25 protein-coding genes are annotated in these 26,717 nt (G+C 64.5%); 16 read left to right on the top strand and 9 right to left on the bottom strand.

All coding sequences use genetic code 11. The features are described from left to right. Positions 1-17: 17 nt before the first annotated feature. The 3 genes from AC4LFW_RS17770 to AC4LFW_RS17760 are packed head-to-tail and all read right to left on the bottom strand — an operon-like array spanning position 18 to position 2,933. Positions 18-1,469 carry an NAD(P)(+) transhydrogenase (Re/Si-specific) subunit beta gene (locus AC4LFW_RS17770; RefSeq protein ID WP_491820795.1) on the bottom strand — a complete coding sequence of 484 codons (1,452 nt, stop codon included), beginning with the start codon at positions 1,467-1,469 and terminating at the stop codon, positions 18-20. After that, a complete protein-coding gene (locus AC4LFW_RS17765; protein WP_491820793.1) occupies positions 1,466-1,798 on the bottom strand; it encodes an NAD(P) transhydrogenase subunit alpha part 2 in 333 nt (110 codons plus the stop codon). The genes AC4LFW_RS17770 and AC4LFW_RS17765 overlap by 4 nt, the downstream gene beginning before the upstream one ends. Before the next feature lie 13 nt (positions 1,799-1,811). Then, on the bottom strand, positions 1,812-2,933 hold the full coding sequence (locus AC4LFW_RS17760; protein WP_491820791.1) for a Re/Si-specific NAD(P)(+) transhydrogenase subunit alpha: 1,122 nt from the start codon (positions 2,931-2,933) through the stop codon (positions 1,812-1,814). A 502-nt stretch (positions 2,934-3,435) separates the two neighbouring features. On the opposite strand from AC4LFW_RS17760, the gene gspE reads away from it, so the two are divergent. From gspE to AC4LFW_RS17715, 9 genes are all read left to right on the top strand, one after another. Next, the gene (gspE, locus tag AC4LFW_RS17755; RefSeq protein WP_491820789.1) at positions 3,436-4,947 is read left to right on the top strand and encodes a type II secretion system ATPase GspE; all 1,512 of its coding nucleotides are present in this window, start codon (positions 3,436-3,438) and stop codon (positions 4,945-4,947) included. A gap of 204 nt (positions 4,948-5,151) precedes the next feature. Further along, positions 5,152-6,366: a GspF family T2SS innner membrane protein variant XcpS gene (gene xcpS, locus AC4LFW_RS17750; protein ID WP_491820787.1), complete on the top strand. Its 1,215-nt coding sequence runs from the start codon at positions 5,152-5,154 to the stop codon at positions 6,364-6,366. Positions 6,367-6,371: 5 nt separating this feature from the next. Then, positions 6,372-6,806 carry a type II secretion system major pseudopilin GspG gene (gene gspG, locus AC4LFW_RS17745; protein ID WP_491820785.1) on the top strand — a complete coding sequence of 145 codons (435 nt, stop codon included), beginning with the start codon at positions 6,372-6,374 and terminating at the stop codon, positions 6,804-6,806. Positions 6,807-6,809: 3 nt separating this feature from the next. Further along, positions 6,810-7,385 carry a type II secretion system minor pseudopilin GspH gene (gene gspH, locus AC4LFW_RS17740; RefSeq protein WP_491820783.1) on the top strand — a complete coding sequence of 192 codons (576 nt, stop codon included), beginning with the start codon at positions 6,810-6,812 and terminating at the stop codon, positions 7,383-7,385. After that, positions 7,382-7,789: a type II secretion system minor pseudopilin GspI gene (gene gspI / locus AC4LFW_RS17735; protein WP_491820781.1), complete on the top strand. Its 408-nt coding sequence runs from the start codon at positions 7,382-7,384 to the stop codon at positions 7,787-7,789. The genes gspH and gspI overlap by 4 nt, the downstream gene beginning before the upstream one ends. Before the next feature lie 26 nt (positions 7,790-7,815). Further along, the gene (gene gspJ, locus AC4LFW_RS17730) at positions 7,816-8,508 is read left to right on the top strand and encodes a type II secretion system minor pseudopilin GspJ (RefSeq protein WP_491820780.1); all 693 of its coding nucleotides are present in this window, start codon (positions 7,816-7,818) and stop codon (positions 8,506-8,508) included. Continuing rightward, a complete protein-coding gene (gene gspK, locus AC4LFW_RS17725) occupies positions 8,505-9,488 on the top strand; it encodes a type II secretion system minor pseudopilin GspK (RefSeq protein ID WP_491820778.1) in 984 nt (327 codons plus the stop codon). The genes gspJ and gspK overlap by 4 nt, the downstream gene beginning before the upstream one ends. 3 nt (positions 9,489-9,491) lie before the next feature. Continuing rightward, positions 9,492-10,634, top strand: a complete 1,143-nt coding sequence (gene gspL, locus AC4LFW_RS17720) for a type II secretion system protein GspL (protein ID WP_491820776.1) — start codon at positions 9,492-9,494, stop codon at positions 10,632-10,634. Next, positions 10,631-11,143: a type II secretion system protein M gene (locus tag AC4LFW_RS17715; protein ID WP_491820775.1), complete on the top strand. Its 513-nt coding sequence runs from the start codon at positions 10,631-10,633 to the stop codon at positions 11,141-11,143. Before gspL ends, AC4LFW_RS17715 begins: the two co-directional genes overlap by 4 nt. A 64-nt stretch (positions 11,144-11,207) precedes the next feature. Here the strand turns inward: AC4LFW_RS17715 and AC4LFW_RS17710 are convergent, their stop codons facing one another. The 3 genes from AC4LFW_RS17710 to AC4LFW_RS17700 form a co-directional block, all read right to left on the bottom strand. Next, the gene (locus AC4LFW_RS17710) at positions 11,208-12,611 is read right to left on the bottom strand and encodes an aminoacyl-tRNA deacylase and HDOD domain-containing protein (protein WP_491820773.1); all 1,404 of its coding nucleotides are present in this window, start codon (positions 12,609-12,611) and stop codon (positions 11,208-11,210) included. 75 nt (positions 12,612-12,686) lie between these two features. Continuing rightward, positions 12,687-14,762, bottom strand: coding sequence for an ATP-dependent DNA helicase RecG (gene recG / locus AC4LFW_RS17705; RefSeq protein WP_491820771.1), 2,076 nt, complete (start codon positions 14,760-14,762; stop codon positions 12,687-12,689). A 4-nt stretch (positions 14,763-14,766) separates the two neighbouring features. Continuing rightward, positions 14,767-15,687, bottom strand: coding sequence for a hydrogen peroxide-inducible genes activator (locus AC4LFW_RS17700; protein ID WP_491820770.1), 921 nt, complete (start codon positions 15,685-15,687; stop codon positions 14,767-14,769). 167 nt (positions 15,688-15,854) lie between these two features. On the opposite strand from AC4LFW_RS17700, the gene AC4LFW_RS17695 reads away from it, so the two are divergent. The 4 genes from AC4LFW_RS17695 to AC4LFW_RS17680 all read left to right on the top strand — a co-directional run bounded on the left by AC4LFW_RS17695 (position 15,855) and on the right by AC4LFW_RS17680 (position 20,840). After that, complete coding sequence (locus AC4LFW_RS17695) at positions 15,855-16,718, top strand: NAD-dependent epimerase/dehydratase family protein (protein ID WP_491820768.1); 864 nt, start codon at positions 15,855-15,857, stop codon at positions 16,716-16,718. A gap of 292 nt (positions 16,719-17,010) precedes the next feature. Further along, positions 17,011-18,183, top strand: coding sequence for a zinc-dependent alcohol dehydrogenase (locus tag AC4LFW_RS17690; protein WP_491820767.1), 1,173 nt, complete (start codon positions 17,011-17,013; stop codon positions 18,181-18,183). Positions 18,184-18,294: 111 nt separating this feature from the next. After that, a complete protein-coding gene (locus tag AC4LFW_RS17685; protein ID WP_491820766.1) occupies positions 18,295-18,819 on the top strand; it encodes a transcriptional regulator in 525 nt (174 codons plus the stop codon). 1,088 nt (positions 18,820-19,907) lie between these two features. After that, a complete protein-coding gene (locus AC4LFW_RS17680) occupies positions 19,908-20,840 on the top strand; it encodes an AEC family transporter (protein WP_491820764.1) in 933 nt (310 codons plus the stop codon). A 112-nt stretch (positions 20,841-20,952) separates the two neighbouring features. Here AC4LFW_RS17680 and AC4LFW_RS17675 read toward each other — a convergent pair whose 3' ends face one another. After that, complete coding sequence (locus tag AC4LFW_RS17675) at positions 20,953-21,900, bottom strand: methyltransferase (protein WP_491820762.1); 948 nt, start codon at positions 21,898-21,900, stop codon at positions 20,953-20,955. Positions 21,901-21,924: 24 nt separating this feature from the next. Beyond that, positions 21,925-23,370, bottom strand: coding sequence for an iron-containing redox enzyme family protein (locus tag AC4LFW_RS17670; protein ID WP_491820760.1), 1,446 nt, complete (start codon positions 23,368-23,370; stop codon positions 21,925-21,927). 194 nt (positions 23,371-23,564) lie between these two features. Between AC4LFW_RS17670 and AC4LFW_RS17665 the strand changes: the two genes are divergently transcribed. Together AC4LFW_RS17665 and AC4LFW_RS17660 are read left to right on the top strand one after the other, a co-directional pair. Next, positions 23,565-23,783 carry a hypothetical protein gene (locus AC4LFW_RS17665; RefSeq protein ID WP_491820758.1) on the top strand — a complete coding sequence of 73 codons (219 nt, stop codon included), beginning with the start codon at positions 23,565-23,567 and terminating at the stop codon, positions 23,781-23,783. Positions 23,784-23,956: 173 nt separating this feature from the next. Then, on the top strand, positions 23,957-24,292 hold the full coding sequence (locus tag AC4LFW_RS17660) for a PilZ domain-containing protein (RefSeq protein ID WP_491820756.1): 336 nt from the start codon (positions 23,957-23,959) through the stop codon (positions 24,290-24,292). Here the strand turns inward: AC4LFW_RS17660 and AC4LFW_RS17655 are convergent. Next, positions 24,289-25,599 (bottom strand): MFS transporter, encoded by a 1,311-nt coding sequence (locus AC4LFW_RS17655; protein WP_491820754.1) that lies wholly within the window; start codon positions 25,597-25,599, stop codon positions 24,289-24,291. The genes AC4LFW_RS17660 and AC4LFW_RS17655 overlap by 4 nt on opposite strands. A 253-nt stretch (positions 25,600-25,852) precedes the next feature. On the opposite strand from AC4LFW_RS17655, the gene AC4LFW_RS17650 reads away from it, so the two are divergent. Further along, positions 25,853-26,548 (top strand): dienelactone hydrolase family protein, encoded by a 696-nt coding sequence (locus tag AC4LFW_RS17650; protein WP_491820752.1) that lies wholly within the window; start codon positions 25,853-25,855, stop codon positions 26,546-26,548. Positions 26,549-26,717 lie beyond the last annotated feature (169 nt).

Genomic DNA, 26,717 nt, shown 5'->3' with positions numbered 1-26,717 from the left:
CGGTATTGCGGTATCGCTTATTCCACAGCCTTGACCATGTCCTCAACCACCTTCTTGGCATCGCCGAAGACCATCATGGTCTTGTCCATGTAGAACAGCTCGTTGTCCAGACCGGCATAACCGCTGGCCATGGAGCGCTTGTTGACGATGACCGTCTTGGCCTTGTACGCCTCGAGGATCGGCATGCCGGCGATGGGCGACTTCGGATCGTTCTTCGCCGCCGGGTTGACCACGTCGTTGGCGCCGAGCACCAGCACCACGTCGGCCTGACCGAACTCGGAGTTTATGTCTTCCATCTCGAAGACCATCTCGTACGGTACTTCGGCTTCGGCCAGCAGCACGTTCATGTGCCCGGGCATACGACCGGCGACCGGGTGGATCGCGTACTTCACGGTCACGCCCATATGGGTCAGCTTCTCGGCCAGTTCCATCAGCGCATGCTGTGCACGGGCCACCGCCAGGCCGTAGCCGGGGACGATGATCACGGTGTCGGCGTTCGACAGCAGGAAGGCGGCGTCATCGCTGGAGCCGGATTTGACCGGACGCTGCTCCTTGCTGCCGGCCGCCGGGCCGGCATCGGCGTCGCCACCAAAGCCGCCGAGGATGACGTTGAAGAACGAACGGTTCATCGCCTTGCACATGATGTAGGAAAGGATCGCGCCGCTCGAACCCACCAGCGAACCGGCGATGATCAACATCGAGTTGTTCAGCGAGAAGCCGATCCCGGCGGCCGCCCAGCCCGAGTAGCTGTTGAGCATCGAGACCACCACCGGCATGTCGGCGCCGCCGATGGGGATGATGATCAGCACACCGATGACGAAAGCCAGCGCCACCAGAATCATGAACGCGGTGAAGTTGCCGCTGAAGGTGTAGATCAGGCCCAGCACCAAAATCGCCACGCCCACGGCGAGGTTGATCTTGTGCTGGTTGGGGAACGACACCGGTGCGCCTTGGAACAGGCGGAACTTGTACTTGCCCGACAGCTTGCCGAAGGCAATCACCGAACCGGAGAAGGTGATGGCACCGATGGCCGCGCCGAGGAACAGCTCCAGGCGGTTACCGGCCGGAATCGGATAACCGATCGCCTGGACGATGCCCAGCGACTGCGGTTCGAGCACGGCGGCGATGGCGATGAACACTGCCGCCAGACCGATCATGCTGTGCATGAAGGCGACGAGTTCCGGCATCTTGGTCATTTCGACGCGCTTGGCCATCAGCGTGCCGATGGAGCCGCCGATCAGCAGACCGAGGACGATGAAGCCAAGGCCGCCCCAGGGGTTGGCGCTCTCCACCAACTGGTCGCCGAGTTTGAACACCAGAAATACCGTGGTGACCACGGCGATGCCCATGCCGATCATGCCGAACAGGTTGCCGCGGCGTGAGGTCGTAGGGTGCGACAGGCCTTTGAGGGCCTGGATGAAGCTCACCGAAGCGATGAGGTAGAGCAGGGTGATGAGGTTCATGCTCATGGCTTGGACTCCGCCTTGGCGCTGCTCGCAACGGAAGCGCGCTCCTTCTTCTTGAACATTTCCAGCATGCGGCGGGTGACCAGAAAGCCGCCGAACACGTTGACCGCGGCCAGCGTGACCGCCAGGGTGCCCATCAGCTTGCCCATCGGGGTAACGGTCAGCGCGGCGGCCAGCATGGCGCCGACGATGACGATCGCCGAGATGGCGTTAGTGACCGCCATCAGCGGGGTGTGCAGCGCGGGGGTGACGTTCCAGACCACGTGGTAACCGACGTAGATCGCCAGCACGAAGATGATCAGGTTGTAGATGCCATCAGATATCAGGTCCATTGTTCAGGCTCCCTTAACCGTTGGTGCGCACGACCTGGCCGTCGCGGCACATCAGGCACGCGGCGACGATGTCGTCTTCGAGATTGAGGTGGAACTTGGCTTCGCCATCGATCACCAGCTTGAGGAAGTCCAGCAGGTTGCGGGCGTATAGCGCCGAGGCATCCGCCGGCACGAGGGTCGCCAGGTTGGTGTAGCCAACCAGGGTCACGCCGTGCTTGACCACCACCTGATCGGCTTCGGTCAATGGACAATTACCGCCCTGAGAGGCGGCGAGGTCGATTACCACCGAGCCGGGCTTCATCTGCTGCACGGTCTCTTCCTGCAGCAGCGTCGGTGCCTTGCGGCCCGGAATCAGCGCGGTGGTGATGATGATGTCGGCCTGCTTGGCACGTTCGTGCACGGCCTGCGCCTGGCGCGCCATCCAGGACGCTGGCATCGGCCGGGCATAGCCACCGACGCCTTCGGCGCATTCGCGCTCTTCGTCGGTCTCGAACGGCACGTCGACGAACTTGGCGCCGAGCGATTCGATCTGCTCTTTGACCGCCGGACGCACGTCCGAGGCTTCGATGACCGCGCCCAGACGCTTGGCCGTGGCGATGGCCTGCAGACCCGCAACACCAGCACCGAGGATCAGCACCCGTGCCGCTTTCACCGTACCCGCTGCCGTCATCAGCATCGGCATGAAGCGCGGATACTGGTTGGCGGCGACCATCACCGCCTTGTAGCCGGCGATGTTGGCTTGGGAGGACAGCACGTCGAGGCTCTGCGCGCGGGACGTACGCGGCGCGGCCTCCAGGGCGAAGGCGGTGACGCCGCGTTCGGCCATGCGTGCGATGTTGTCATTGTCGAAGGGATTGAGCATGCCGATCAGAACCGTACCGGGCGCGATCTGCGCCAGTTCGGTCTCGCTCGGTGCGTTCACCTTCAGCAGGATCTCTGCTGCGAACGCCGCAGCGGCATCGGCGATGGTGGCGCCTGCCGCTTCGAAGGCACTGTCCGGAACGCTGGCCTGTACGCCAGCTCCGCTCTGCACCGTCACCCGATGCCCTTGCCCGATCAGCTTCTTGATGGTTTCCGGTGTCGCGGCAACGCGCGTTTCACCGGGCCTGGTTTCGAGAGGAACACCAATGTGCATTGTTCTTGTTCTCCTGCTTGATCGTAACCAGCGGTATTTTCGCTGGCGTTACTTTCCGCCCGGCCACTACGGTTGGCGGTCGGGTGTGGATCGGCTACGGGCTCCGCACTGCTGGTCGAGCTCGCTGTGGCGCGGCATTCTGCAAGGCCTGAAAAAATCAAACAACCGTTTTAATCAGAACGATGGCGCGCCGTTTCGTTCGTTTTATGACTCGTCCATGTGCTCGCATCGCTGTATACGGCGCGGATATTGGCTTCGACCTTTGTCTAAGGTTCCATACCGCAATAGGCGCGGGGTAATCATGAATGACGGACCATAGACGGTGTATTCACCGGCGGGCTTGTCTGTATGCGACCTTGGTGCCGGTCGGCGCGCCGCACCACGAAAGAAAACCCGGCAGAGGTTTGCAATGTCATGCATTCCCTGTAGTCCATAGCTGTCGGCTGCGGGCATCGGACCGCCGGCCAACATCAATTGCACCCACTGCGCGAAAATAGCTGGCATGGCCGAACTAGACTTGAACGAGATGACCCTGATGGAGGAACCGCCGCCGCGGCGGTTGCCCTTCGCCTTTGCCCGCCGTCATGGGGTGCTCCTGCAGGAGCGTCCGGAAGGAATGCGGCTGTGCGCCCGCGAAGGTGCGCCACTGACCGCGCTGCAGGAGGCACGGCGCGTCGCCGGAGGGCCACTGGCCATGCAGTGGCTGGCTCAGGACGAATTCGAGCAGGCCCTGAGCTCGGCCTATCAGCACGATTCATCCGCGGCGATGCAGATGGTCGAAGGCCTCGGCGAGGACATGGACCTGCACAGCCTGGCCGACCAGATCCAGGAAACCGAGGACCTGCTGGAGCAGGAGGACGACGCGCCGATCATCCGCCTGATCAACGCCATTCTTGGCGAGGCGATCAAGGAAAACGCCTCGGACATCCACGTCGAGACCTTCGAGAAGCGCCTGGTGATCCGCTTTCGCATCGACGGCATCCTGCGCGAGGTGGTGCAGCCCAAGCGCGAGCTGGCGGCGCTGCTGGTGTCGCGGATCAAGGTCATGGCTCGGCTCGATATCGCCGAGAAGCGTATTCCGCAGGATGGCCGGATTTCACTGCGGGTCGGTGGTCGCGAGGTGGATATTCGTGTATCGACGCTGCCGTCTGCCAACGGCGAGCGTGTGGTTCTGCGTCTTCTCGACAAGCAGGCTGGGCGCCTGACCCTGCGCCACCTGGGCATGAGCGATCGCGACCGCAAGGTGATGGAACAGGCAGTCCAGAAGCCCCACGGGATCATTCTCGTCACCGGCCCGACCGGCTCGGGCAAGACCACCACCCTGTACGCCAGCCTGGTGACGCTCAATGACCGCTCGCGCAATATCCTCACCGTCGAGGATCCGATCGAATACAACCTCGAGGGCATCGGCCAGACCCAGGTCAACACCAAGGTCGACATGACGTTCGCGCGCGGCCTTCGCGCCATCCTGCGCCAGGACCCGGACGTGGTGATGGTGGGGGAAATCCGCGACCAGGAAACCGCCGATATGGCGGTGCAGGCCTCGCTGACCGGCCACCTGGTGCTCTCGACGCTGCACACCAACAGCGCCATCGGTGCGGTGACCCGCCTGGTTGACATGGGCGTCGAGCCGTTCCTGATCTCATCGTCACTGCTTGGTGTGCTGGCCCAGCGCCTGGTCCGCGTACTGTGTAATGACTGCAAACGTCCCTATGTGGCCGACGAAGCCGAATGCGCGCTGTTCGGCCTCGATCCCAGCGAGGCACCGACGCTGTACCACGCCGAAGGTTGTGATGTCTGTCGGCAGCTGGGCTATCGCGGGCGGACCGGTATCTATGAGCTGGTGATGTTCGACGACACCCTGCGCAGCATGATCCACACCCGTGCGGCCGAGCAGGACATGGTTCGTCATGCCCGCCGGCTGGGGCCGAGCATTCGTGAGGATGGCCTGCGCAAGGTGCGTGAGGGTGTGACGACCATCGAGGAAGTGCTGCGGGTGACGCGTGAGGAATGAGCTGAATGTCGGGGGGCGGGCCGAATCGGCAAGGCGTCCCGCCAGGCGCCTGGCTCGGCCTGAAAGCGTAGCCGTCGATGCGAAAGGCCTGCAGGAAACCAAGGGTTCACCAGGTTTTGATGAGACGTTGCCCTGTGGTTCGCGCGGCGGACTGCAACCCGCCCTAGGTCGCTGCGGCATTTGCTCGCGGGGGGCGCGACGCTGATGGCGGCCTTCGAATACGTCGCGCTTGACCCTCGGGGCCGCGAGCAGAAGGGCCTGATCGAGGCCGATAGCCCACGGCAGGCGCGGCAGCTGCTGCGCGAAAAGCAGTGGTCGCCCCTGGAGGTCAAGCAGGCCAAGGCGAAGGAAGACACCGGCGGTAGCGGCTTTGCCTTTGGGCGGGGGTTGTCGGCACGTGATCTGGCGCTGGTCACCCGTCAGCTGGCGACCCTGGTGCAGGCCGCGCTGCCCATCGAGGAAGCCCTGCGAGCGGCGGCGGCCCAGAGTTCGTCGCAAAAGATCAAATCGATGCTGCTGGCGGTGCGCGCACGTGTCATGGAAGGCCACAGCCTGGCGGGGTCGCTGCGCGAATACCCGTCGGCCTTTCCGGAGCTCTATCGCGCCACGGTTGCGGCAGGCGAACACGCCGGGCATCTCGGTCTGGTCCTCGACCAGCTGGCCGACTACACCGACCAGCGCCAGCAGTCGCGGCAGAAGATCCAGCTGGCGCTGCTATACCCGGTGATCCTGCTGGTGGCCTCGCTGGCCATCGTCATCCTGTTGCTCGGCTACGTGGTGCCGGACGTGGTAAAGGTGTTCGTCAATACCGGCCAGCAACTGCCGGCGCTGACAACCGGATTGATCGCGGTGAGCGAGGCGGTGCAGCGCTGGGGCTGGCTGATGCTGGTGGTGATCGTGGCGACCGGCCTGGGCCTGCGCCAGGCGCTGCGCGACCAGAACCTGCGACGGCGCTGGCATGCGCTGATCCTGCGCATTCCGCTGGTAGGACGGCTGTCACGGGCGACAAACACGGCGCGCTTCGCCTCGACCCTGGCTATCCTCACGCGTAGTGGCGTGCCACTGGTGGATGCGCTCGGTATTGCGGCCGCGGTGATCGCCAACCTGCGCATCCGCGACAAGGTCATCGAGGCGGCGCAGCGGGTGCGCGAGGGTGGCAGCCTGACCCGCGCGCTGGACGCGACGGGCGAGTTCCCGCCGATGATGCTGCACATGATCGCCAGCGGCGAGAAATCCGGCGAGCTGGACCAGATGCTTGCCCGCACCGCGCGCAACCAGGAAAACGACCTGGCTGCGCAGATCTCGCTGATGGTGGGACTATTCGAACCCTTCATGCTGGTGTTCATGGGGGCTGTGGTATTGGTGATCGTTCTGGCGATCCTGCTGCCGATTCTTTCTCTCAATCAACTGGTGGGCTAGTGAGCATGACGTTGAAGCGATACAAGCAGAGGGGCTTCACCCTCATCGAAATCATGGTGGTGGTGGTGATCCTCGGGATCCTCGCCGCGCTGGTAGTGCCGCAGGTGATGAACCGCCCGGATCAGGCCAAGGTCACCGTGGCCAAGGGCGACATCAAGGCCATCGGCGCGGCGCTGGACATGTACAAGCTGGACAACTATTCCTACCCCAGCACCCAGCAGGGGCTGGATGCGCTGGTGGAGAAGCCCGGCGGCAATCCCCAGCCGAAAAACTGGAACCGCGACGGTTATCTCAAGCGCGTGCCGAAAGATCCATGGGGCAACGAATACCAGTACCTCTCGCCGGGCACCGAGGGCCAGTACGACCTGTATTCCTATGGGGCGGACGGCAAGCAGGGCGGTTCTGACCTGAACGCGGACATCGGTAACTGGGACCTCTGATCCATGCCTAGGTCGCGCCAGGAGAGCGGCTTCACGCTGATCGAGCTGATGGTGGTGATCGTCATTCTCGGCAGCCTGGTGGGCCTGGCGGTGTTTTCGATGGGCAGTTCCAGTTCATCCCGGGAAATCCGCGATGAAGCGCAACGCCTGGCAACCCTGATCAGCCTGATGGCCGATGAGGCCGTGCTCGACAGCCGCGAGTATGGCCTTCTTATCAGGCAGGATGGCTACCGGGTGATGCACTACGACGAGGCCGATGCACGCTGGCGCGACGCAGGTGACAGCAAGGCTCATCACCCTCCGGAGTGGATGCGTCTGGAACTGGAGCTCGACGGCACACCGCTGAAGCTGGTCGCCCCGGTCAAAGGGGAGGACGACCCGGCCGGGCTTTCCGATGACAGAGACCGTGAGCGCCGACGTGCGCCAAGGGTCCAGCCACAGCTGCTGGTCTTGTCCAGCGGCGAACTGTCTCCCTTTACCCTGACCCTGTCCGACCAGCGCCCCGGTGGCACTCGCTGGACGGTGACCAGCGATGGCTTTCGCATGCCTGTCGCGGCGCCTGTGGAAGTCCGTCGATGAGCCGCCGCCCGCTGCGTTCGGGCGGCTTTACCCTGCTCGAGGTGCTGGTGGCGCTGGCCATCTTCGCTATCGTCGCAGCCGTCGTACTGACTGCAGTCGGGCGCAGCGTAAGCAACGCCGGACGACTGGAGGCCCTGACGCTGGCCGGCTGGATCGCCGACAACCGCATGACCGAACTGCAGCTGCAACAACCGGCCCCGAGCCTTGGGCGAGAGGACCTGGCGCTGGAGTTCGGCGGGCGCCAATGGCAGACCCTGAGCGAAGTGCAAACCAGCGGCACGCCTGGCCTGCTGCGTATCCGCGTCTGGGTGGCCGCGGCTGAAGGGCGTCGCGGCTCAGGGGCCGGCTCCGTTGAAGATCGTGCGGTCACCAGCCTCACCGGCTTTGTTGGCGTCGACCCATGAGCAACCGGTCTGCCAGGCGGGGCGTCATGAGCGGCTTCACGCTGCTTGAACTGCTGATCGCCATCGCGCTGTTTGCGCTCTTGGGGCTTGCCACCTACCGCATGCTTGAAGCGGTGATGCGCAGTGACGAGGTGGTGCGCGCCCAGGAAATCCAGCTGCGTGAGCTGGGCCGCGCGATGTGGAGTCTTGAGCGTGACCTCGTTCAGGCCGTGCCGCGACCGGTGCGCGACGGCTATGGTGATGAACAGAACGCCTTTATCGGCCAGTCGTCCGGTGCCGAGGATGGGGTGTCGCTGGAGTTTACCCGCAGCGGTTGGCGCAACCCCACCGGGATGCGCCGGGCCAACCTGCAACGGGTGCGCTGGCGCCTGGCCGGCGACAGACTGGAGCGCCTTTACTGGGTTGTGCTCGATCGCGACGTCGACAGTGAGCCACGGGTGCAGCCGGTGCTCGACAACGTGCTTGCGCTGCGGTTGCGATATCTGGATGCGGAAAACGCCTGGCACGAGGAGTGGCCGCCGTTCGAGTTTGGTCGCGGTGACCCGGATGAACAGGCGCGCCGCTTGCCGATCGCCGTCGAGGTATCGTTCGACCATCAACGCTACGGCACCATCACCCGGCTGCTGCGGCTGCCGGACGGGCCGACGCCGGCGCCCGAGTTCATCCAGCCGGACTCGCAGGGCGTGCCGGAGCCCGGTGGCGTGGGAGAGATGCAATGAAAGCCCAGCGCGGCGTCGCGCTGATTACCGTCTTGCTGGTGGTGGCGATCGTTACCGTGGTCTGCGCCGGGATGATCGCCCGTCAGCAGCTGTCGATTCGCGGCACCGGCAACCAGATGCAGGCGCGCCAGGCCTGGCACTACGCGCTGGGCGGTGAAGCCCTCGCACAGACGATGCTGCGCGGCGATTTGCAGGCCTCGGGCAATGGCACCGGGCAACCGGCCGTGGATCACCTGCTCGAACCCTGGGCGCTGCCGCAACCGGCCTACGACCTCGACGAAGGGCAGGGTCAGGTGCAGGTGCGCATCGAGGACCTGGCTGGGCGCTTCAATCTCAACAGCCTGGTGCAGCAACAGCAGCCCAACGCGGCGGCGCTGGCGCAGTTCCGACGCTTGCTGCTGCGCCTGCAGATCACCGAGCCCTATGGGGAACGCCTGGTCGACTGGTTGGACAGCGATCAGCAACCCAGCGGTGAACTGGGCGCGGAGGACAACGCCTATCTGCTACTCGATCCGCCGTACCGCACGGCGGGCAGACGGCTGGAGGATCTCTCCGAGCTGCGCCTGTTGCTTGGCATGCGCGACGAGGATTTCCAGCGTCTGGCGCCCCACGTCGCCGCGTTGCCAGCCGATACGCCGCTGAACGTCAACACGGCCAGTGCCACCGTGCTTTCCAGCCTTGCCGACAGCCTCAGCCCCAGCGCTGCCGAATCGCTGGTCAAGGCGCGCCAGGCGGCTCCGTTTCGTGACACGGCCAGCTTCATGGCGCAACCTGCGCTTGGTGGTGTCCAACTGCAGGGCACCAACCTTGCCGTGACCAGTCAATTCTTCCAGGCCATCAGCGAGGTGCGCCTGGCTGACCGTCGCCTGGCCCTGGTGAGCCAGTTGCGGCGCGAAGACAGCGGCGAAGTCCGCGTGCTGCAGCGCAACCTGGGGCAGCCGCCACGGCTGCCCCGATTAACAAGTGATGGAGATCGATAGCCGATGGACTGCCTGTTTCTGCCCGCTGATTGCGGCGCCCGGATCGACAGCGATAGCCGCGTCTACTGGCTGCCGGGCGAGGGCGACGAGGGCTGGATGCCGCTGGCGAGCGTTATCGAGCGAGCACCAGCGGCCATCACCCTGGTTCTGCCGGCGGAGGTCTGCAGTTCGTTCGCAGTCAACCTGCCGACGCGCAAGGCGCGCTGGGTCAACCAGGCGCTGGCCTATGCGGTGGAAGAGCTGCTCGCTGAAAACGTCGATGACCTGCACCTGACCCATGGCGATGCGCTGGAGGATGGGCGGCGTCGGGTCATTGCGATCCGGCGTCAGCTGCTCGCGGGATGGCTGGACGACTTGCGGGCCGCCGGCCTGACCATCGTCGCCATCCACGTCGACGCCGACCTGCTGCCGCGCGATGGAACCCAGCTGCTGTTCATTGACGGGCGTGCATTGCTTGGCGGCAGCCCGGAAGCCCGGCTGGCCTTCGACAGCACGCAATGGCCGCATCTGGCCGGGCAATGCCCTGGGCCTCTTCGTGGCCATGGCACCATGGCCGAGGGACCATCCCCGCTGGATGAGTACGGGCAGGTGGAGAGCCCCTATCGCTTTCTTGCCGCGGGGCGCGCCGCTGCGTTGAACCTGGCCCAGGGCGACTTCGCCATACAGGCCGCAGGGACGGGCCTTGGCCGGTGGAAGCCGGTGATGATCGTGCTGGCCCTGGTGCTGGCGGTGCAGCTGGTGTTCAACCTGGTCCAGGCCTGGACGCTGGACAGCCAGGCAGAGCGCTATGCCGAAGCCAGTCGCGCGCTGTACACCGAGCTGTTTCCAGAGGACCGCCGCATCGTCAACCTGCGCGCCCAGTTCGACGAACACATCGGTCAGAGCGCCGGCGCCTCGGCAGAATTCATGCGGCTGCTGAACGAGGTGGCGCTGGCACTGGGCGAAGGCATTCCGGTGTCGATCGGCCAACTGGATTACAACCAGGCCCGGGGCGATCTGGCCCTGCAGGTGCGGGCCAGCGATTTCGCGGTACTCGAGCAGTTGCGCCAGCGGCTGGGTGAAACGGGGGAGAGCGTTCAGCTCGGCTCGGCCAGCCGCGACGGTGACGCCGTCAGCGCACGTGTTGTGATTGGAGGCAGGGGATGAACCTGAAACAGCAGATGCGGGTACGCCTGGCCGAATCGCCGCTGTGGTTGCGCTGGCAGCGGCTGCAACCGCGCGAACGACTGTCGCTGACCCTGCTGGGGGCCTTCCTGCTGGTGGTGCTGTTCTATGTGCTGCTCTGGCAGCCGGCACAGCAGCGTGTGCGCGATGCGCAGGCGTACTTTCAGCAGGAGCGCGAGCTGCATGCCTATCTCGAGCAGAACACTGAGCTCGCGCGGCAGATGTCGCGCAGCAATCCGGTCTCTCTGGCACCCGAGCAACTGCAGGGGCTGGTCACTCAGAGTGCCCAGCAGAGCGGCCTGGCCATCGAGAGCTTCGACAATGGCAACGATGGCAGCTTGCAGGTCACCCTTCCTGGTGCGTCATATTCGACGTTGCTGACCTGGTTCGACCAGCTGCAGGCAGCCGGTGCCAGTCTTGCCGAGGTCAGCATCACCCAGGTGGGCGACGGTCTGGTGGATGCGCGGGTGAGTTTCCGCGCCGAGGGTTAGCGGCGGTCGCACCCGCTGGTCGTGGCGAAGTCCGGGGCGGTGCCGCCTCGGACTTCGCCCGGTCTTATTGCGCCGGGTTTATCTGGGTGGCCAGGGCGCGCAGGGCGGCTTCGGCGTCAAGCACCCGGGTGACCACCTCGTTGGCCTTCTCGCGGGTCAACCCGAGGCGATCGAAGAGGCCTTGCGGGATCTCGTTGTAAGGACCGGAGCCGATACCCCGGTTGCGCAGCAGGCGCACGGCGAGGCATACCAGGTTCGCATGGCCGGCGTGCTCGCCCTGGTAATCGGGGTCATGCTGGAAGCGCAGGGCGGTGGACAACTCGTCCGGCATGCCCCAGTAGCGCATCAACCAGGAGCCAATCTGTTCCCGGGTAATACCCAGCAAGTGCTGCTCCACCACGCTGTGGGTCAGGTGCGGATTGACCTCCAGGTGCCGGCAGATCAGCGAGAAGTGCGGCGGAAACACGTGGGCCAGTACCAGGTAACCGAAGTTGTGCAGCAGCCCCGCCAGGTAGCTGAGCCCAGCCTCCGGGCGCTGCGGGCGTGGAATCGCACGGTTCAGGCCTTCGATTACCGCGGCGGTATAGATCGCCTGCTGCCAGTAGGGCGTGGCCTGTTGCGGCTGATCCTTGGGCAGGCTCAGAGTCTTGCCCAGCGCGAGCCCCAGCGCCAGGTTGATCACCAGATCGAAGCCAAGCACACGCACGATGGCGTCTTCCACCGAGCGGATCTTGCCGGGTGCGCGGTAGTAGGGTGAAGCCGCCCAGCTGACCACCTGCGCCGCAAGAGCCGGATCGGTTTCCACGACGCCAGTGATGTCGTCGACGCTGGCGTCGGGGTTGACACGCAGCTTGATGATCTTTTGTGCCGTGTGGGCCAGCGGCGGAATCTCGATGGTTTCTTCCAGGCGTTTCTGGATGCGACGCGCGGTAAAGCTCTGTACGGCCTGTGCGATCTCGGCACCGTCGTCGTCGGGCCTGTCGAGGTTGGGATGAATACCGCTCAGCGGGACGGCAAACTGCCCGGCGCTGGCCTTGTTCAACAGCGTCTTGACGTCAGTGCTGGCCATTTCCAGGAGCACGCCGGGATAGCCGCTTTCAAGCAGGAGCACCGGCTGTTGCAGGAGACGTTCCTCGTAGAGGCACGGGGAGCTGGTCAGCGGCGGCAGGCCAGGTAACACCTGCAGGCTGTGCTTGGCCAGCATGCGTGTCAGCCGGTCCGGCTTGACTGCCGAAAGCTGGCGTCCGGTCAGCTCGCTCAGGCGCGAAAGGTCAAGAAGGTGGTCACGGGGATACAGCACCAGCAGCGCGCCGATCGCGTCATCGACCAGGATCGCCTGTACGCGTTGGGCCGGGTCCAGCACCGCGCTGTCCTCGCGGGTGCGATAGGGCAATGCCAGCTTGTCCAGAAGTTGAACGATCAGCGAAGGCAAGGTTAGGGGGTTTGTTGTGTCGACAGCCGAGTTCATGAGCATGATCCGTCTTATTCCCGTGCGGCGCAGTATAGCGTCAGGTTTAAAGCGGTCAGGCTTTACCGACGAGCGTCAGACCTGACCGTACTGCTGGCCGTGGCGCAGCCAGCGCTCCAGCAGCGGGCTGACGTGTTGCGGCCAATGAGCCAGCAGCGCTTGCGCAGCATCTCGGACGGCGGGGAGCAGATCGGCGTCACGCATCAGGTCGGCGACCTTGAACTGCAACAGGCCGGTCTGCCGGGTGCCCAGCATTTCGCCAGGGCCGCGCAGCTCCAGGTCCTTTTCGGCGATGACAAAGCCATCGCAGGTCTCGCGCATGATCGCCAGCCGTTCGCGGCCGATCTGTGACAGCGGCGGGTGATAGAGCAGCACGCAATGGCTGGCGGCGCTGCCACGGCCGACCCGCCCACGTAGCTGGTGCAACTGGGCCAGGCCCAGCCGCTCGGGGTTTTCGATGATCATCAGGCTAGCGTTGGGGACGTCCACGCCGACCTCAATGACGGTGGTGGCGACCAGCAGTTGCAGGCGGCCTTCCTTGAATTCGGCCATCACCGCGGCTTTTTCGGCCGGTTTCATGCGGCCATGGATCAGCCCGACATGCAGCCCACCGAGGGCGGCGCTGAGGTCTTCGAAGGTGGTTTCCGCCGCCTGGCAGGTCAGCTCCTCGGATTCTTCGATCAGGGTGCAGACCCAGTAGGCCTGGCGCCCTTCGTTGCAGGCCGAGCGCACCCGCTCGATGACTTCCAGGCGACGGCTGTCGGCCACCAGCACGGTATTCACCGGGGTGCGGCCCGGTGGCAGCTCGTCGAGGATCGAAGTGTCCAGGTCGGCGTAGGCGCTCATCGCCAGGGTTCGCGGGATCGGCGTGGCGGTCATGATCAGCTGGTGCGGGCAGAGCCGGCCCTCGACGCCCTTGCGGCGCAGCGCCAGGCGTTGCTGCACGCCGAAGCGATGCTGTTCGTCGATGATCACCAGGGCCAGGCGGCGGAACTGCACTTCATCCTGAAACAGCGCGTGGGTGCCCACCACCATGGGGCAGCCGACCGCGATGCGCTCCAGTGCGGCTGTGCGCGCCTTGCCCTTGAGCTTGCCTGCCAGCCAGGCGACCTCGATGCCCAGCGGTTCCAGCCATTTGCAGAAGGTCAGGTAGTGCTGTTCAGCAAGGATTTCGGTGGGCGCCATCAGGGCCACCTGGTAGCCCGCTTCCAGCGCCTGCAGCGCGGCAAGGGCGGCGACCACCGTCTTGCCGGCGCCCACGTCGCCCTGCACCAGGCGCAGCATGGGCTCGTCCTGGGCCAGGTCGTAGGCGATCTCCGCACCGACTCGCTGCTGGGCACCGGTGGGCTGGAAGCCGAGGTTTTGCAGGTAGCGTCGCGGCAGCGACCTTGCTACCGGCAGCGGCGGCGCGTGCTGGGCGCGGCTGCTTTCACGCAGGCGTTGCATGGAGAGCTGGTGAGTCAGCAGTTCTTCGAAGGCCAGGCGGTGCTGGGCCCAGTGGCGCCCTTCGGCGAGTTCCTCCAGGTCGGCGTCCGGCGGCGGCCGGTGCAGGTAGCGGATCGCCTCGTCGAGCTTGGCCAGCTGGTAATCACGGGTCAGCTCGTCGGGCAGCCAGTCGGGCAGGCTGTGTGGGCCGAGCCGTGCCAGGGCCTGGGCGGTGAGCTGGCGCAGGCGTTGTTGGGTCAGGCCTTCGGTGGTCGGGTAGATGGGCGTCAGGGTCTGCTCGACAGCCACCGGCTCGCTGTCAGTCAGCGCGCGGTATTCGGGGTGGTAGATCTCCAGCCCCGAGGCGCCGGGGCGGGCCTCGCCGTAACAGCGTACCTGGGTGCCGCGCTTGAGGGCTTCCTTCTGCGCCTGGCTGAAATGGTAGAAGCGCAGGCTGAGGCTGCCGCTGCCGTCATGCAGGCGTACCAGCAGGCTGCGGCGGCGGCCCATGACTATATCGGCGCCGGTCACGGTGCCTTCGATCACAGCGTCCTGACCGGGACGCAGCGCCCCGATCGGCACGATGCGGGTGCGGTCCTGATAGCGCAGCGGCAGGTGGAACAGCAGGTCCTGCAGGGTTTCCAGGCCGACCCGGGCGAGCTTTTCGGCCAGCGCCGCGCCCACGCCCTTGAGTGCGGTAACCGGCACCGCCGCCAGCTCGCTCATGGGCTCAGGCGGTCGCGGCGGGCGGCTTGGCAACCGAGCACAGGCGAATGGAGTCGGCCAGCACTTCGATGGCCTTCGGCCGCGGGAAGCTGGCGCGCCAGGCGATGGCCACGGTACGGAACGGCACCGGTGGGGTCAGCGGGCGGATGTCCAGCACGCCGGCCGAATAGTGGTGACTGTCGACCGCCGACAACGGCAGGATCGATACGCCGAGACCGGAGGCAACCATGTGGCGGATGGTTTCCAGCGAGGAGGATTCGACCGTGGTGTGGCTCGGCGCCTCGCCCTTGCGGGTGGTGGGGCAGGCTTCGAGAACCTGGTCACGGAAGCAGTGGCCTTCGCCGAGCAGCAGCAGGCTCTTGTCGTTGAGCATCTCGCTGTCGATGGTTTCCCGCTTCGACCAGGGATGGCCGGCCGGCATCAGCACATAGAAGGGCTCGTCATACAGCGGCAGCGTGAGAACATCGGCTTCCTGGAACGGCAGCGCGATGATGATCGCGTCCAGCTCGCCGGTGCGCAGCTTGTCGCGCAGGATGTGGGTGAAGTTTTCCTCGATATACAGCGGCATGTCCGGCGCCACGCGATGCAGCTGCGGGATCAGATGCGGAAACATGTAGGGGCCAACGGTATAGATGGCGCCAACCTTGAGCGGCGAGGCCAGCTGGTTCTTGCCGGCCTGGGCCAGTTCGCGAATGCTCTGCGCCTGCTCCAGTACCTTTTGCGCCTGGGTGACGATGCCTTCACCGACAGGGGTTAGCCGCACTGCGCTCTTGGTCCGCTCGAAAATCAGCACGCCGAGCTCGTCCTCGAGCTTCTTTACCCCTACCGAGAGGGTGGGCTGGCTGACGTGGCAACGTTCGGCGGCACGGCCGAAATGTGATTCCTGGGCGAGCGTGACGATGTAGCGCAATTCGGTCAGTGTCATAGTGTTATTCCATCAGGTTGCTGGCTAGCATAGCCTTTGCTCGTGTTCGAACCAACTGGCCAGCATCCGTTCCCTTATAAAGTGACAAGCGGAAAAGCCCTGCGCAGCAGTACACTCGATGCAGTCGGGCCGAATCGGTGGCCCGCAACGGTTACGGAGCAACCGCCATGGCAACTCGTCCCTCTGTAATGATCGCCGGCTGCGGCGACGTCGGTATTCGCCTCGGTCTGCAGCTGAGCCGCGCAGGCTGGACGGTTTACGGTCTGCGCCGCCAGGCTGCAAGTCTTCCGGTGCCGATCCTGCCGGTCAAGGGTGACCTCCTGTCAGCGGAGGTTCCCCGCGGCTGGCCCAACGGCAAGCTGGACTATCTGGTGTATGCCGCCTCGGCCACCCAGCACGATGAACCCGGTTACCGCCAGGCCTATGTCGAGGGATTGCGCAACGCCCTCGATTGGCTGCGCCAGCGCGGACAAGATCCGCGGCGGCTGTTTTTTCTCTCCAGCACAGGGGTCTATGCGCAGAATGGTGGCGAGTGGATCGATGAGAACTCGGCCACCGAGCCCACCGGCTATACCGGACAGGTGATGCTTGAGGCCGAACAGCTGGCGCTGGACTGCGGGTTCCCGGCGACACGGGTGCGGATGGCGGGGCTCTACGACCCGACACGGCCCTGGATGCAGAATCAGGTCCGTTCGGGGCTGCGTGTCGAGCGCGATCCGCCGCAGTACAGCAACCGTATCCATCGCGATGATGCCGCCGCGCTGCTCGCATGCCTGCTGCAGACCGATCTGGCTGGTGGCACGCTGGAGGACTGCTACCTTGGCGTGGACGACGATCCGGCCCCCCTGCACGAAGTGATCGACTGGCTGCGCGAGCGGCTCGGTGTCAGCCACTGGTCCGAGCAGACCATGACCCGTCGTGCCGGCAGCAAGCGTTGCAGCAACGCCCGCGCCCGGGCGCTTGGCTGGTCCCCTCAGTACCCCAGCTACCGCAACGGTTATGCCTCGGTGAAGCCGAACAAGACCTGCTAGGTCGGCGCACTGCCACAGCGGTCTGCGACGCGCTGTGGCGGCTTTCGCGACGCTATCCGGGCGGAGCCCGTAGCCGTCGCAACCCTTGCAGTCCGTCGGCGATTAAGCTGCAGCGTGTCGATTGCAGGCAACTCTGCGGCAGCCGCGGACACTAAAAATCTGATAGCACGCACGCCGCAACCCCGGCAAAGGGCAGCAGTCGGGGCAGGAGCAGCTGCCGCACCGCGGCGAAGACATCAGGAAGAACCATCACGGCGGCGTTTCCGAACACCGAACCAGGAGAATTTTTCCAATGAGAGCTCTTCGCTGGCATGGCAAGCATGACATCCGCTGCGACAACCACGTCCCTGATCCGTCAATCGAGGATCCCCGCGACGCCATTATCAAGGTGTCGTCCTGCGCCATCTGTGGCTCTGACCTTCACCTGTACGACGGCTTCATGCCCGGCATGAAGCACGGCGACATCATGGGCCACGAGTTCATGGGCGAGGTGATGGAGGTCGGCTCGGCGAACAAAAAGCTCAAGGTCGGCGATCGCGTGGTGGTGCCTTTCACCATCGTTTGCGGTGAATGCGACCAGTGCCGGCGCGGCAATTTCTCGGTGTGCGAGCGCACCAACCGCAACAAGGACGTGGCTGATAAAGTTTTCGGCCATACCACCGCCGGTCTCTACGGCTACACCCACCTCACCGGCGGCTATGCCGGCGGCCAGGCGGAATTCGTGCGCGTGCCCTATGCCGATGTCGGCCCGGTGGTGATTCCCGACGGGATGACTGACGAACAGGTGCTGTTTCTCGGCGACATCCTGCCTACCGGCTGGCAGGCCGCGGCGCAGTGCGATATCCAGCCCACCGATACCGTGGCCGTCTGGGGCGCAGGTCCCGTTGGTCAGTTCGCCATTCGCAGCGCGCTGATGATGGGCGCCGAACAGGTCATCTGCATCGATCATGTGCCCGAGCGCCTGTCCATGGCCCGCGCCGGCGGCGCCATCACCATCAACTTCGATGAGGAAAGCGTGCTTGAACGCCTCAAGGAGCTGACCCGCGGCAAGGGACCGGAAAAGTGCATTGACTCGGTGGGCATGGAGGCGCATGCGGCGCGCTCGGTGGACTCAATGTACGACCGCGCCAAGCAGGCACTGATGATGGAGAGCGACCGCCCCCACGTGCTGCGCGAGATGATCTATGTCTGCCGGCCCGGGGGCATCATCTCGATACCCGGCGTCTATGGTGGCCTGATCGACAAGATCCCCTTTGGTGCGGCGATGAACAAGGCACTGACCTTCCGCATGGGCCAGACCCACGTCAACCGCTGGACCGACGACCTGCTCAAGCGGATTCAGGAAGGTCAGATCGACCCATCCTTCGTCATCACCCACAGCGTCAGCCTCGAGCAGGGCCCCGAGATGTACAAGACCTTCCGCGACAAGCACGACGGCTGCATCAAGGTCGTTCTCAAACCCTGAGCCAGACCCTGTGACGACGGCTGCGCTGGGCATCGCCTCGCTTGCAGCGCTCTCACAGGGCCCGATAGTGCCGGTCTCGCCACTTGAGGCGGCTACTGAGGAGGTACTTTTATGAGCGTTCCACACCGTGTCACCCACACCAACCATTCTGCCCGCACGCTGGCCCGTGGCCTCGGCTGGTTCAGCATCGGGCTGGGGCTGGCCGAGGTGCTGATGCCCGGCAAGCTGGCTCGGTTTCTAGGCGTGCCCGGCAACGAGGGGCTGATCCGCGCCTGCGGTGCCCGGGAAATCGCCACCGGCGTCGGCCTGTTGCTGACCGACGACCCCAAGCCGTGGATCTATGGCCGTATCGGCGGCGATGCGCTGGATCTCGTCGGGCTGGGGTTGAGCATCGAAAACGGCACCGAGCAAGTCAATGCGGCCATTGCCGCTGGCGCTGTAGCTGGCATCACCGCGCTGGATATTTCCTGTGCGAAGGGCCTGGCGAGCGAGAGTCATTTGATCACCGAGTGGGACTACAGCGACCGCAGCGGCTTTCCGCAGGATCCGCAGGCGATGCGTGGAAAGGTCGAGGCGAAGTTCGCGGCGGGGCGGGCGGAGCCGAATGGCTACAGTCCATCGACGATGCTGCATTAGGGGAACATCTCGGCGGTGACCGAGGGGATGCGTTAATTGGTTTTGAGGCCTAGGTGATTACCGAGCTGTTTGATGGATTGGTTTCGCCCTGCTGGGCGAGTCTCTTATGGCAGTCGCCCGAATGGACGGTCTGCCAAAGGAGCCAAAAAACGCCTTGGTCCTGCGTATAACTGTGTTGTGGGAGCGGGCTTGGCTGCGAAGCTTCTGGGCTACTGAGCTTAGGGCCAGATGGCGGAGCTGGCTGAGGCATTGGTTTCGCCCTGCTGGGCGAGTCACTTTTTCCAGACGCGGAAAAAGTAACCAAAAACGCTTGCCCCGACATCCGGGTCTCGCTTCGCTCGACTTCCCTCATTCCATCGCTGCTCCGAGGGTCGCCGCGCAAGGGCCATCCATGGCCCTTCGCGGCTCTCGCGGCATCCATGCCGCTCGCCCCTCTACGCAGCGATTCCATTCGGCCTTCTGAAGGGGCGGCCGGTGGCGCTGACAGTTGAGTTGCCAGTCAGTCGGATGGGCGAAGCTCATCGTTCCGATTGATCAGCTGCACTACGCGGTCGCCCCATCCTGAAAGGCTCTTTCGCTCTTTCGCTCTTTCGCTCTTTCGCTCTTTCGCTCTTTCGCTCTTTCGCTGTTGGCGTTTGTGCGCGTGCCCTTCAGACGACGCAGAACGCCCCATCAGGAGGGTGAGCGGTATCGTTGCGTAAGGGAGTGAGCCGCATGGATGCGGCGAGAGGCTTAAAGGGCCATGGATGGCCCTTGTAAGCCGGCCCCTGGAGCGGCGATGGAGCGAGCGAACCCCGGCGAAGCCGGGGCCGGATGCAGGGGCTAGCGTTTTTGCTTACTTTTTTGGGGCCGGCCATCCGGGCAACTGAAAAAAGTAAGTCGTCCAGCAGGGCGAAACAATGCGTCGGCTAGCTCCGCCATCAGGCCCCTAGGCTCAGTGGTCCAAGCCCACAGCTTCGCGGCCAAGGCTGCTCCAACCGGCGACAAGCCGGAGAATGCGATAAGCCATTTTTTGCTAAGGTCTGTTGCCGCCCGTCTCGGGCTGCCCCGTACCGCCATCCCTGGCGGTCGCCACCCGATGAGATTCCATGTCCGCTGTCGTCAATGTCGTCCTTCCTGTCTTCGCCCTGATTTTCCTGGGGTACCTGTGCCGTCGCACCGGCCGCATGGGTCCGACGGGCGCCTCCGAGCTGAACCGGTTCGTGGTCTGGCTGGGATTGCCGGCGCTGCTGTTCAGCGTCGTCGCCAATTCAACCTGGGAGCAGCTCTGGCAGCCGGGCTTCATCACGGCCTTCTCGGTGGGCTGTCTTGGCGTGTTCGGCTTTACCCTCGGTTATCGCCTGTTGCAGAAACAGCCGCTGGCCGACGCCAGTCTCGATGCGCTCGGTGCGTCCTATGCCAACACCGGCTACATCGGCATTCCGCTGTGCATGCTGGTGCTGGGCGATGAAGCCCTGCAGCCGGCCATGGTCGCGTGCATCGTGGTCGTCTGCGTGCTGTTCGCCATTGCGCTGGCGTGTGTGGAAACCGGCTTGCATGCCGGGCAGGGCTTCCAGCAGACGCTGCGAAAGGTGAGCCTCGCGCTGCTGCGCAACCCGCTGGTGGTGGCGCCCATGCTGGGTGGGATATGGGCTACGAGCGGGTTGGACCTGCCGGTGCCGGTGGCGACGCTGCTGAAGTTGCTGGGTGCAGCGGCGGCACCCTGTGCGCTGGTTTCGCTGGGCTTGTTCCTGGCGCAACCGCAGCCGGGGGGCAAGGTCAGTGGCGTATGGCCGTTGGTCACGCTGAAGCTCGTGGTCCAGCCGCTGATCACTTGGTATCTGGCTTTTCAGGTTTTCGAGCTGCCGCCGCTATGGGCGTATTCGGCGCTGTTGCTCAGCGCGCTGCCTACCGGCACCGGGCCTTACATGCTCGCCGAGTTCTATGGCCGCGAGGCGTCGCGGGTGTCGCGCGTGGTGCTGCTATCCACACTCGGCTCGCTTGTCACCTTGTCGGCCTGTCTGATGCTGCTGCCCATATAAAGGTCCTGGTACGCGTGGATAAGCCTGCGGCGTTATCCACCCTACGCCTGGCCGGTCGTAGGGTGGATGGCCACCCCGTGGAAAACCGCGAAGCGTTTTCCACGCGGTCACGTCAGCCCGCCGGGCGCGTCACTTCCAGCACCACGGCTGCGATCCGGTCGCACTCGGTATAGGCGCCGTCGAGCAGCTCCTCGCCGAACACGTCGGGGTCCACTTCCCGGTATCGCCATTCAAGGCCACGACCTTCGAGGCGTTGCTCGATTTCGCGGCGGAAGGGGTCCTGATTGCCCGTCATCGCCACGCCGGTATAGAGCAGCAAGGTGCCGCATGGGGCGAGGCGCTGCAGTGCGCTGTCGAAGATGGCCAGGGACAGTCCTGCCCCCAGGGGGCCGCCACCGTGGCGGTAGGCACGTTCGTCCGGGTCGACCAGATAGGGCGGGTTGGCCAGGATCAGGTCGAATTCGCCGTCGACGTCACTGAGCAGGTCGCTGTGGCGGGCTTTGAGGTTGTCGACCCCGGCCAGCGCCGCGTTGATGCGGGTCAGGCGCAGTGCGGAAGGGTTGATGTCCACTGCCAGCACCTCTGCCTGTGGCCGTGCCAGCGCCGTCAGAATCGCGCCGGCACCCGAGCCGCAACCGATGTCTACGGCACGTCCAATGTGGCCCTGATGAGTGTTGAGGTGACACTGAATGGCGTTGGCGAACCGGTAGGTATCGGGTCCGAAGAACACGGCATCCGCCGCATCGGTGGGGTAGGCCGAATGCACGAACAACTGGCCATCCAGGCTCGACATCCGCACCCGGCTGCGCCAGCGGGAATCACAGGGGGCCAACACACCGGCCTGGTCCATGAGGCTGAAGATCGCTGGTGGCAGCAGCTCATGCTGGAAAGGCCGGCTCCAGCCAAACACCCCAGTGATGTCGTTCGCCAGTTGGTTCTCTACCCGGCTGTTGACCCGTTCATGGGTCAGCGGTGTTGGCGTGATGAAGTGATAGCCGCGCTCGCGCAGCGCCTGAGCCAGGTGCAACAGTGCGCGGTCCTGGGCAGTTTCCGTAGTCATGTCAGATTCCATGGCGCATTCGCCTCAGTTGAACAATCCGGTGAAGATGCGGGTGGCAAGCAGTCCAGCCGCACTGTGGTGACGGGTTGGGGCCAATAGCGGCAGGAGGTGCCGCATGCGTGCCTCGCGTGTCGGCAGCTGCGCCAGTTGTTGTTCCAGCAGCAAGGTTTCCTGATCGAAGTCGCTGGCCGATTGGCCTTGCTGCACCAGCGCCGGCTTTGCTGGCCGCTCGGCGGGCGTCCGCCGACGGTTGCTGAACGGCACCTGACGTTGAGCGAGCGAGGGGTGTGGCTTGCCACGGGTGGGCGGCTGCTCGGCCAGCCAGTCGCCAGCAATCCAGTCGTGGATCAGCTGCTGCTCATGTGCGCTGAAAACGCCGAACATCGGGGCCTGTTCGCCGGTAATAAGCTGCCAGAAGCGGCTGTTCTGTGGATCTTCGTGACGCCTGATCCAGCTGCGGCGTTGCAGCGTCTCGATGAATTGTGGAATCTGCTCGGGCTCGGCCAGCCACTGGTTCACGGTACGGCCGTCGAAGCGGCAATAGTCCGAATGCACGAACTGGCCAACGCCGGCCTTCTTTTCCAGCACGCGCAGCACTTCCTGCTCGGGCTCGAAACCGCTTATCACCGAAAGCGTGCTCGCACCGAGATCGTTGAGGCGATAGCCGTTCATGACCCGGCGATAGAAATCGTCGCTGTCGCCCACCTGTGGCCAGGCCGCGAGCAAGCCCTGGATGGCCTTCTTCGCATGGCCGTTGTCGGCGTTATCGACCGTCACATGCAGGGTGAAATAGTAGGGATCGATGCCCAGCTCGGTGAGCTCGTAGGAGCTGATCAGCAGATGCAGCGGAAGCTGTTCGTAGCCGAGATTGAAGCCGATCACTTCAGGCAAAAACTGCTCGGCGTGCTCGGCCAGCGCCAGCTGGATGGCGCCCTGGACGAAGTTGTCGTCATCCAGGTTCTGCCAGTCATCACAGCCCTGGCTGGCGAGCAGCTTGCGGTAGAGCACCACGTGGTTTTTTTCCGGCTGACCTTCGCCCAGCTCTTCGAGATAGGTCTGGATCAGCGAGGTGAAGCGCGCGTCGTCCCAGCGTTGCAGCAGGCCGTACAGCCAGGCCCCGTCGACCAGTTTGGTCGGCGCCACGCCGCGCAGAAAGTGCAGCGCATGGGCCTTGCTGGTGAAGTAGCGGCGTGGCCCGCCGGCGCGGCGTTCGTCGAGATAGGCCTGGTATTGCCCACCGACCTTCGCAGTGTGTGCGTCCAGCCAATCCGCGAGCCCGGCCGGACCTTCTGGCAGGTCGCAGGGGAGCGCGGAGGCGCCATTCAGCTGGCTGCACAGGTATTCGGCGGCACGTTCGCGCACGGCTTCATTGGCCGGTGCATCGAGCAGGGCGAAATACAGCTCCTTGGACGGCGCTGTCTCGGCGACAACGGGCGTGGAATCGACGGGCAGGCTTCGAGTCAGTTGCATAACTTCACACGGTGGCAGTTGGGGAATCCCCAGATGGTTTTTTGGCCTGCACCTGGCTGGATTAGTTCAGCGCGCCTGCCGAATGGCCAAGTCATCGCTGCGAGGCGATCCTGCGTGCAACTTCTTCGATCGGCCGCCTTCCTAACCAGAGGGATGCCGAGCGGTGTCCGAATGAGCAACCAGACGGAGGTCCCATGAATCAATCCGAACGCGGCAAGGAAAACCTGGAAACGATCAACGATCGCAACGATGAGCGCATCGACCAGGCAGGCACGACCACCAACGGCGAGGCTGCCGGAGGCGATCGTGACGACGTGCCAGGCGGCGCCTACGACGTGCCGCCGGACATGGCGGATAAGGTCAGCGACGAAGACGCGCTGAAGCGCGACAAGCAGGATCGCCCGGAGCGCTAGCCATAGGGCGGGCTGAGGCTCGGACGCTCCCCCGTCTCGAAAATAATTTGGCGAGCCCTTAATTCGCGTCGCGTTTCGGTCGCTTGCAGCCTTTAAGTAAACCGCCACGGCTATACCCGGGAGGACACGACCGGGTGCCGCGTGACGGAATAGAGGACTGCCAGGGCTTCGCCATGCGTCAACACAGCCGACTCACCTTTCGCCATCTCAGCCGTATCCAGGTCACCAATCGCCTCAGCGGCGACCCCATGGGCTACGTGGCCGACCTGTCGATGGGTGGACTGCGACTGGTCGCCAAGCAGCCATTGAGCATCAGCGGCTGCTACGAAATGTGCCTGCATGTCCCGACCGTAGGCGATCGAACCCGTGAAGTGATGGTGGTGGTGCTCTGCGAGTGGGTACGAAGGGATTCCGAGCGGGACAGTTTTGAAATGGGCTTCTCCCTGGACCGGCCAAGTGATGACTACACCCGCCTGATCGGCGAATTGCTCCCCAAGCGGGGTGATTAACGATTCACCACCCTGGCCGGCAGCGCGATCACCAGCAGCGAGCCGAGCAGCAGACACGCCGCGAAGAACCACAGCGCCGCACCGCTTTCTCCGGTGATATCGAGCGTGACGCCAATCACCGTATTGCTGACCAGCCCGGCGATGTTCGCCAACGAGCAGGCCAGGGCGAAGCCGGTTGCAGCCGCGGTGCCGGTGAGAAAGGTCGCCGGCAGGCTGAAGAACACCGGAACCGCGCCGATGATTGCCGCCTGGGCAATGGAAAAGAGCAGCACGGTCATGACCACGTTGTCGGTGAATGCGGTACTGGTTGCCATCGCTGCGGCGCCGATCCAGAACGGCAGGATGATGTGCCAGCGCCGCTCGCGGAAACGGTCGGAGCTGGCGCCGAGGGCCAGCATGCCGAGCACCGCGGCGATGCTGGGTACGGCGGTCAGCAGGCCGATTTCCGACACATCACTGACACCGGCATTGCGGATAAAGGTTGGCATCCAGAAGCCCAGGGCATAGGCGCTCAGCAAGATCGCGAAGTCGATGCCGCCCAGCATCCACACCTTGAGGTTGAAGAAGCCCTGGCGAAAGGTCTCGCCACTGGCAGGGCTCTGCGCCTCGTCGAGTGTGAGGTCGCGCAGCACCTGGCCCTGTTCTTTGATGTCCAGCCAGTCGGCGCGCTTCGGGCCGTCGGGCAGCATGCGCAAGGCCAGCAGCCCGAGCAGCACGCTGGGAATCCCTTCGAGCAAAAACAGCCATTGCCAGCCACGCAGCCCTTGCACCTGATCGAAGGCGCCGAGAATCCAGCCGGACAAGGGCGCGCCGATTACGCTCGACAGCGGCAGTCCGATCATGAACAGCGCGATGATCCGCCCACGGCGGTAGGTCGGAAACCACAGGGTCAGGTAGTAGAGCACGCCCGGCAGAAAGCCCGCCTCGGCGACGCCCAGCAGCAGGCGCACCACGTAGAACTGCGCCGGCGTGGTGACCAGCATGGTGCAGGCCGACAACACGCCCCAGGTGATCATGATTCGTGCGATCCAGACCCGCGCACCGACGCGCTTGAGAATCAGGTTGCTGGGTACTTCGAAGAGGATGTAGCCCACGAAAAACAGGCCTGCACCCAGGCCGAACGCCGCTTCGCTGAGCTGCAGCTGTTCTGCCATCTGCAACTTGGCGAAGCCGACGTTGATGCGGTCCAGGTAAGCCGCCAGGTAGCAGAAGCAGAGAAACGGGATCAGCCGCCAGGCTATCTTGCGATAGAGGCGCTGGCCGTCTGCTTCATCGCGCGGAGTCAGGGCGTCGGTCGCCTGGGGCATGTTGGGTCTCCCTGTGGATGGATCGGTTACGGTAAGCCGGCACGGCCCGACATGGTAGCGGACGGCCTGCCCCTGGTGCGTGTGACCCTGGTGGGAAGCGCCATTGTTCCGCCCGTTTGCCATTTCCAACCGGTGAACTGCCGGATGCTCAGCGTGCACCTCGCGAACTCCCGCGCCCTTGGCCGGTCGCACCTGTTCAACGGCGCGTTGCGCCTCGTGATGGTATTCAGCAGCAAACCAGACGGAGACAGGCATGACTTCACAGTGGATCGACATCCCCGCGAAAGACGGCAAGACCTTCAAGGGCTACCTGGCACTCCCTCCGGCCGGCCACGGCCCGGGCATCGTACTGATTCAGGAAATCTTCGGCGTGAACGAGCACATCCAGTCGGTCGCCGATCAGTATGCATCCGATGGCTACGTGGTCTTGGCCCCGGACCTGTTCTGGCGCAGCGAGCCAGGCGTCAAGCTCGGTTACGACGGCGGTGACTGGGAGCGGGCCTTTGCCCTGATGAAGGAGCTGGACTTCAACCTCACCATCGACGATCTGCGCCGCAGCGCCGACCTGCTGCGCGACCGCGATGACTGCAATGGGCGCGTGGCGTCGGTGGGCTACTGCATGGGCGGCGTGCTGTCCTACCTCCTGGCGGCCAACTCGGGCGTCGATGCCGCCGTCTGCTACTACCCCGGAAGCATCGAGAAGCGTCTGGATCAGGCTGAAAAGATCACATGTCCCACGCTGTTCCACTTTGCCGAGGAAGACGACCACATCGACAGCGACGCGGTGGCCGCCGTGCAGGAAAAGATGGCTCAGGTCGGCCAGGCGCAGATCGAGACCTACCCGGGCGTCGATCACGGCTTCAACTGCTGGGCACGGCCGGCCTACAACCAGAACGCCGCGGCGCTGTCACACGGGCGGACGTTGGTGTTCCTGGCGAACAACCTGTAGTTCGGCGTGGCTTCACGGGGCGAATGAATCGCCCGCGCTTGGCCCGGTGCGATGGCTTGGACGAATAAATTCGCCCCTACGGGGCTGTGGAGAGTTTTCGAGCGTGGTGTGGCCGGAAGGTGTTGGGCGACTTTCATTCGCCCGCGGCGTTGGCGTCAATGGTCCGCGG

Source organism: Stutzerimonas sp. C6.4V (assembly GCF_058536345.1).
Note: the sequence above shows the minus strand (reverse complement) of the source record. Positions and strands in the feature narration are given on the sequence as shown.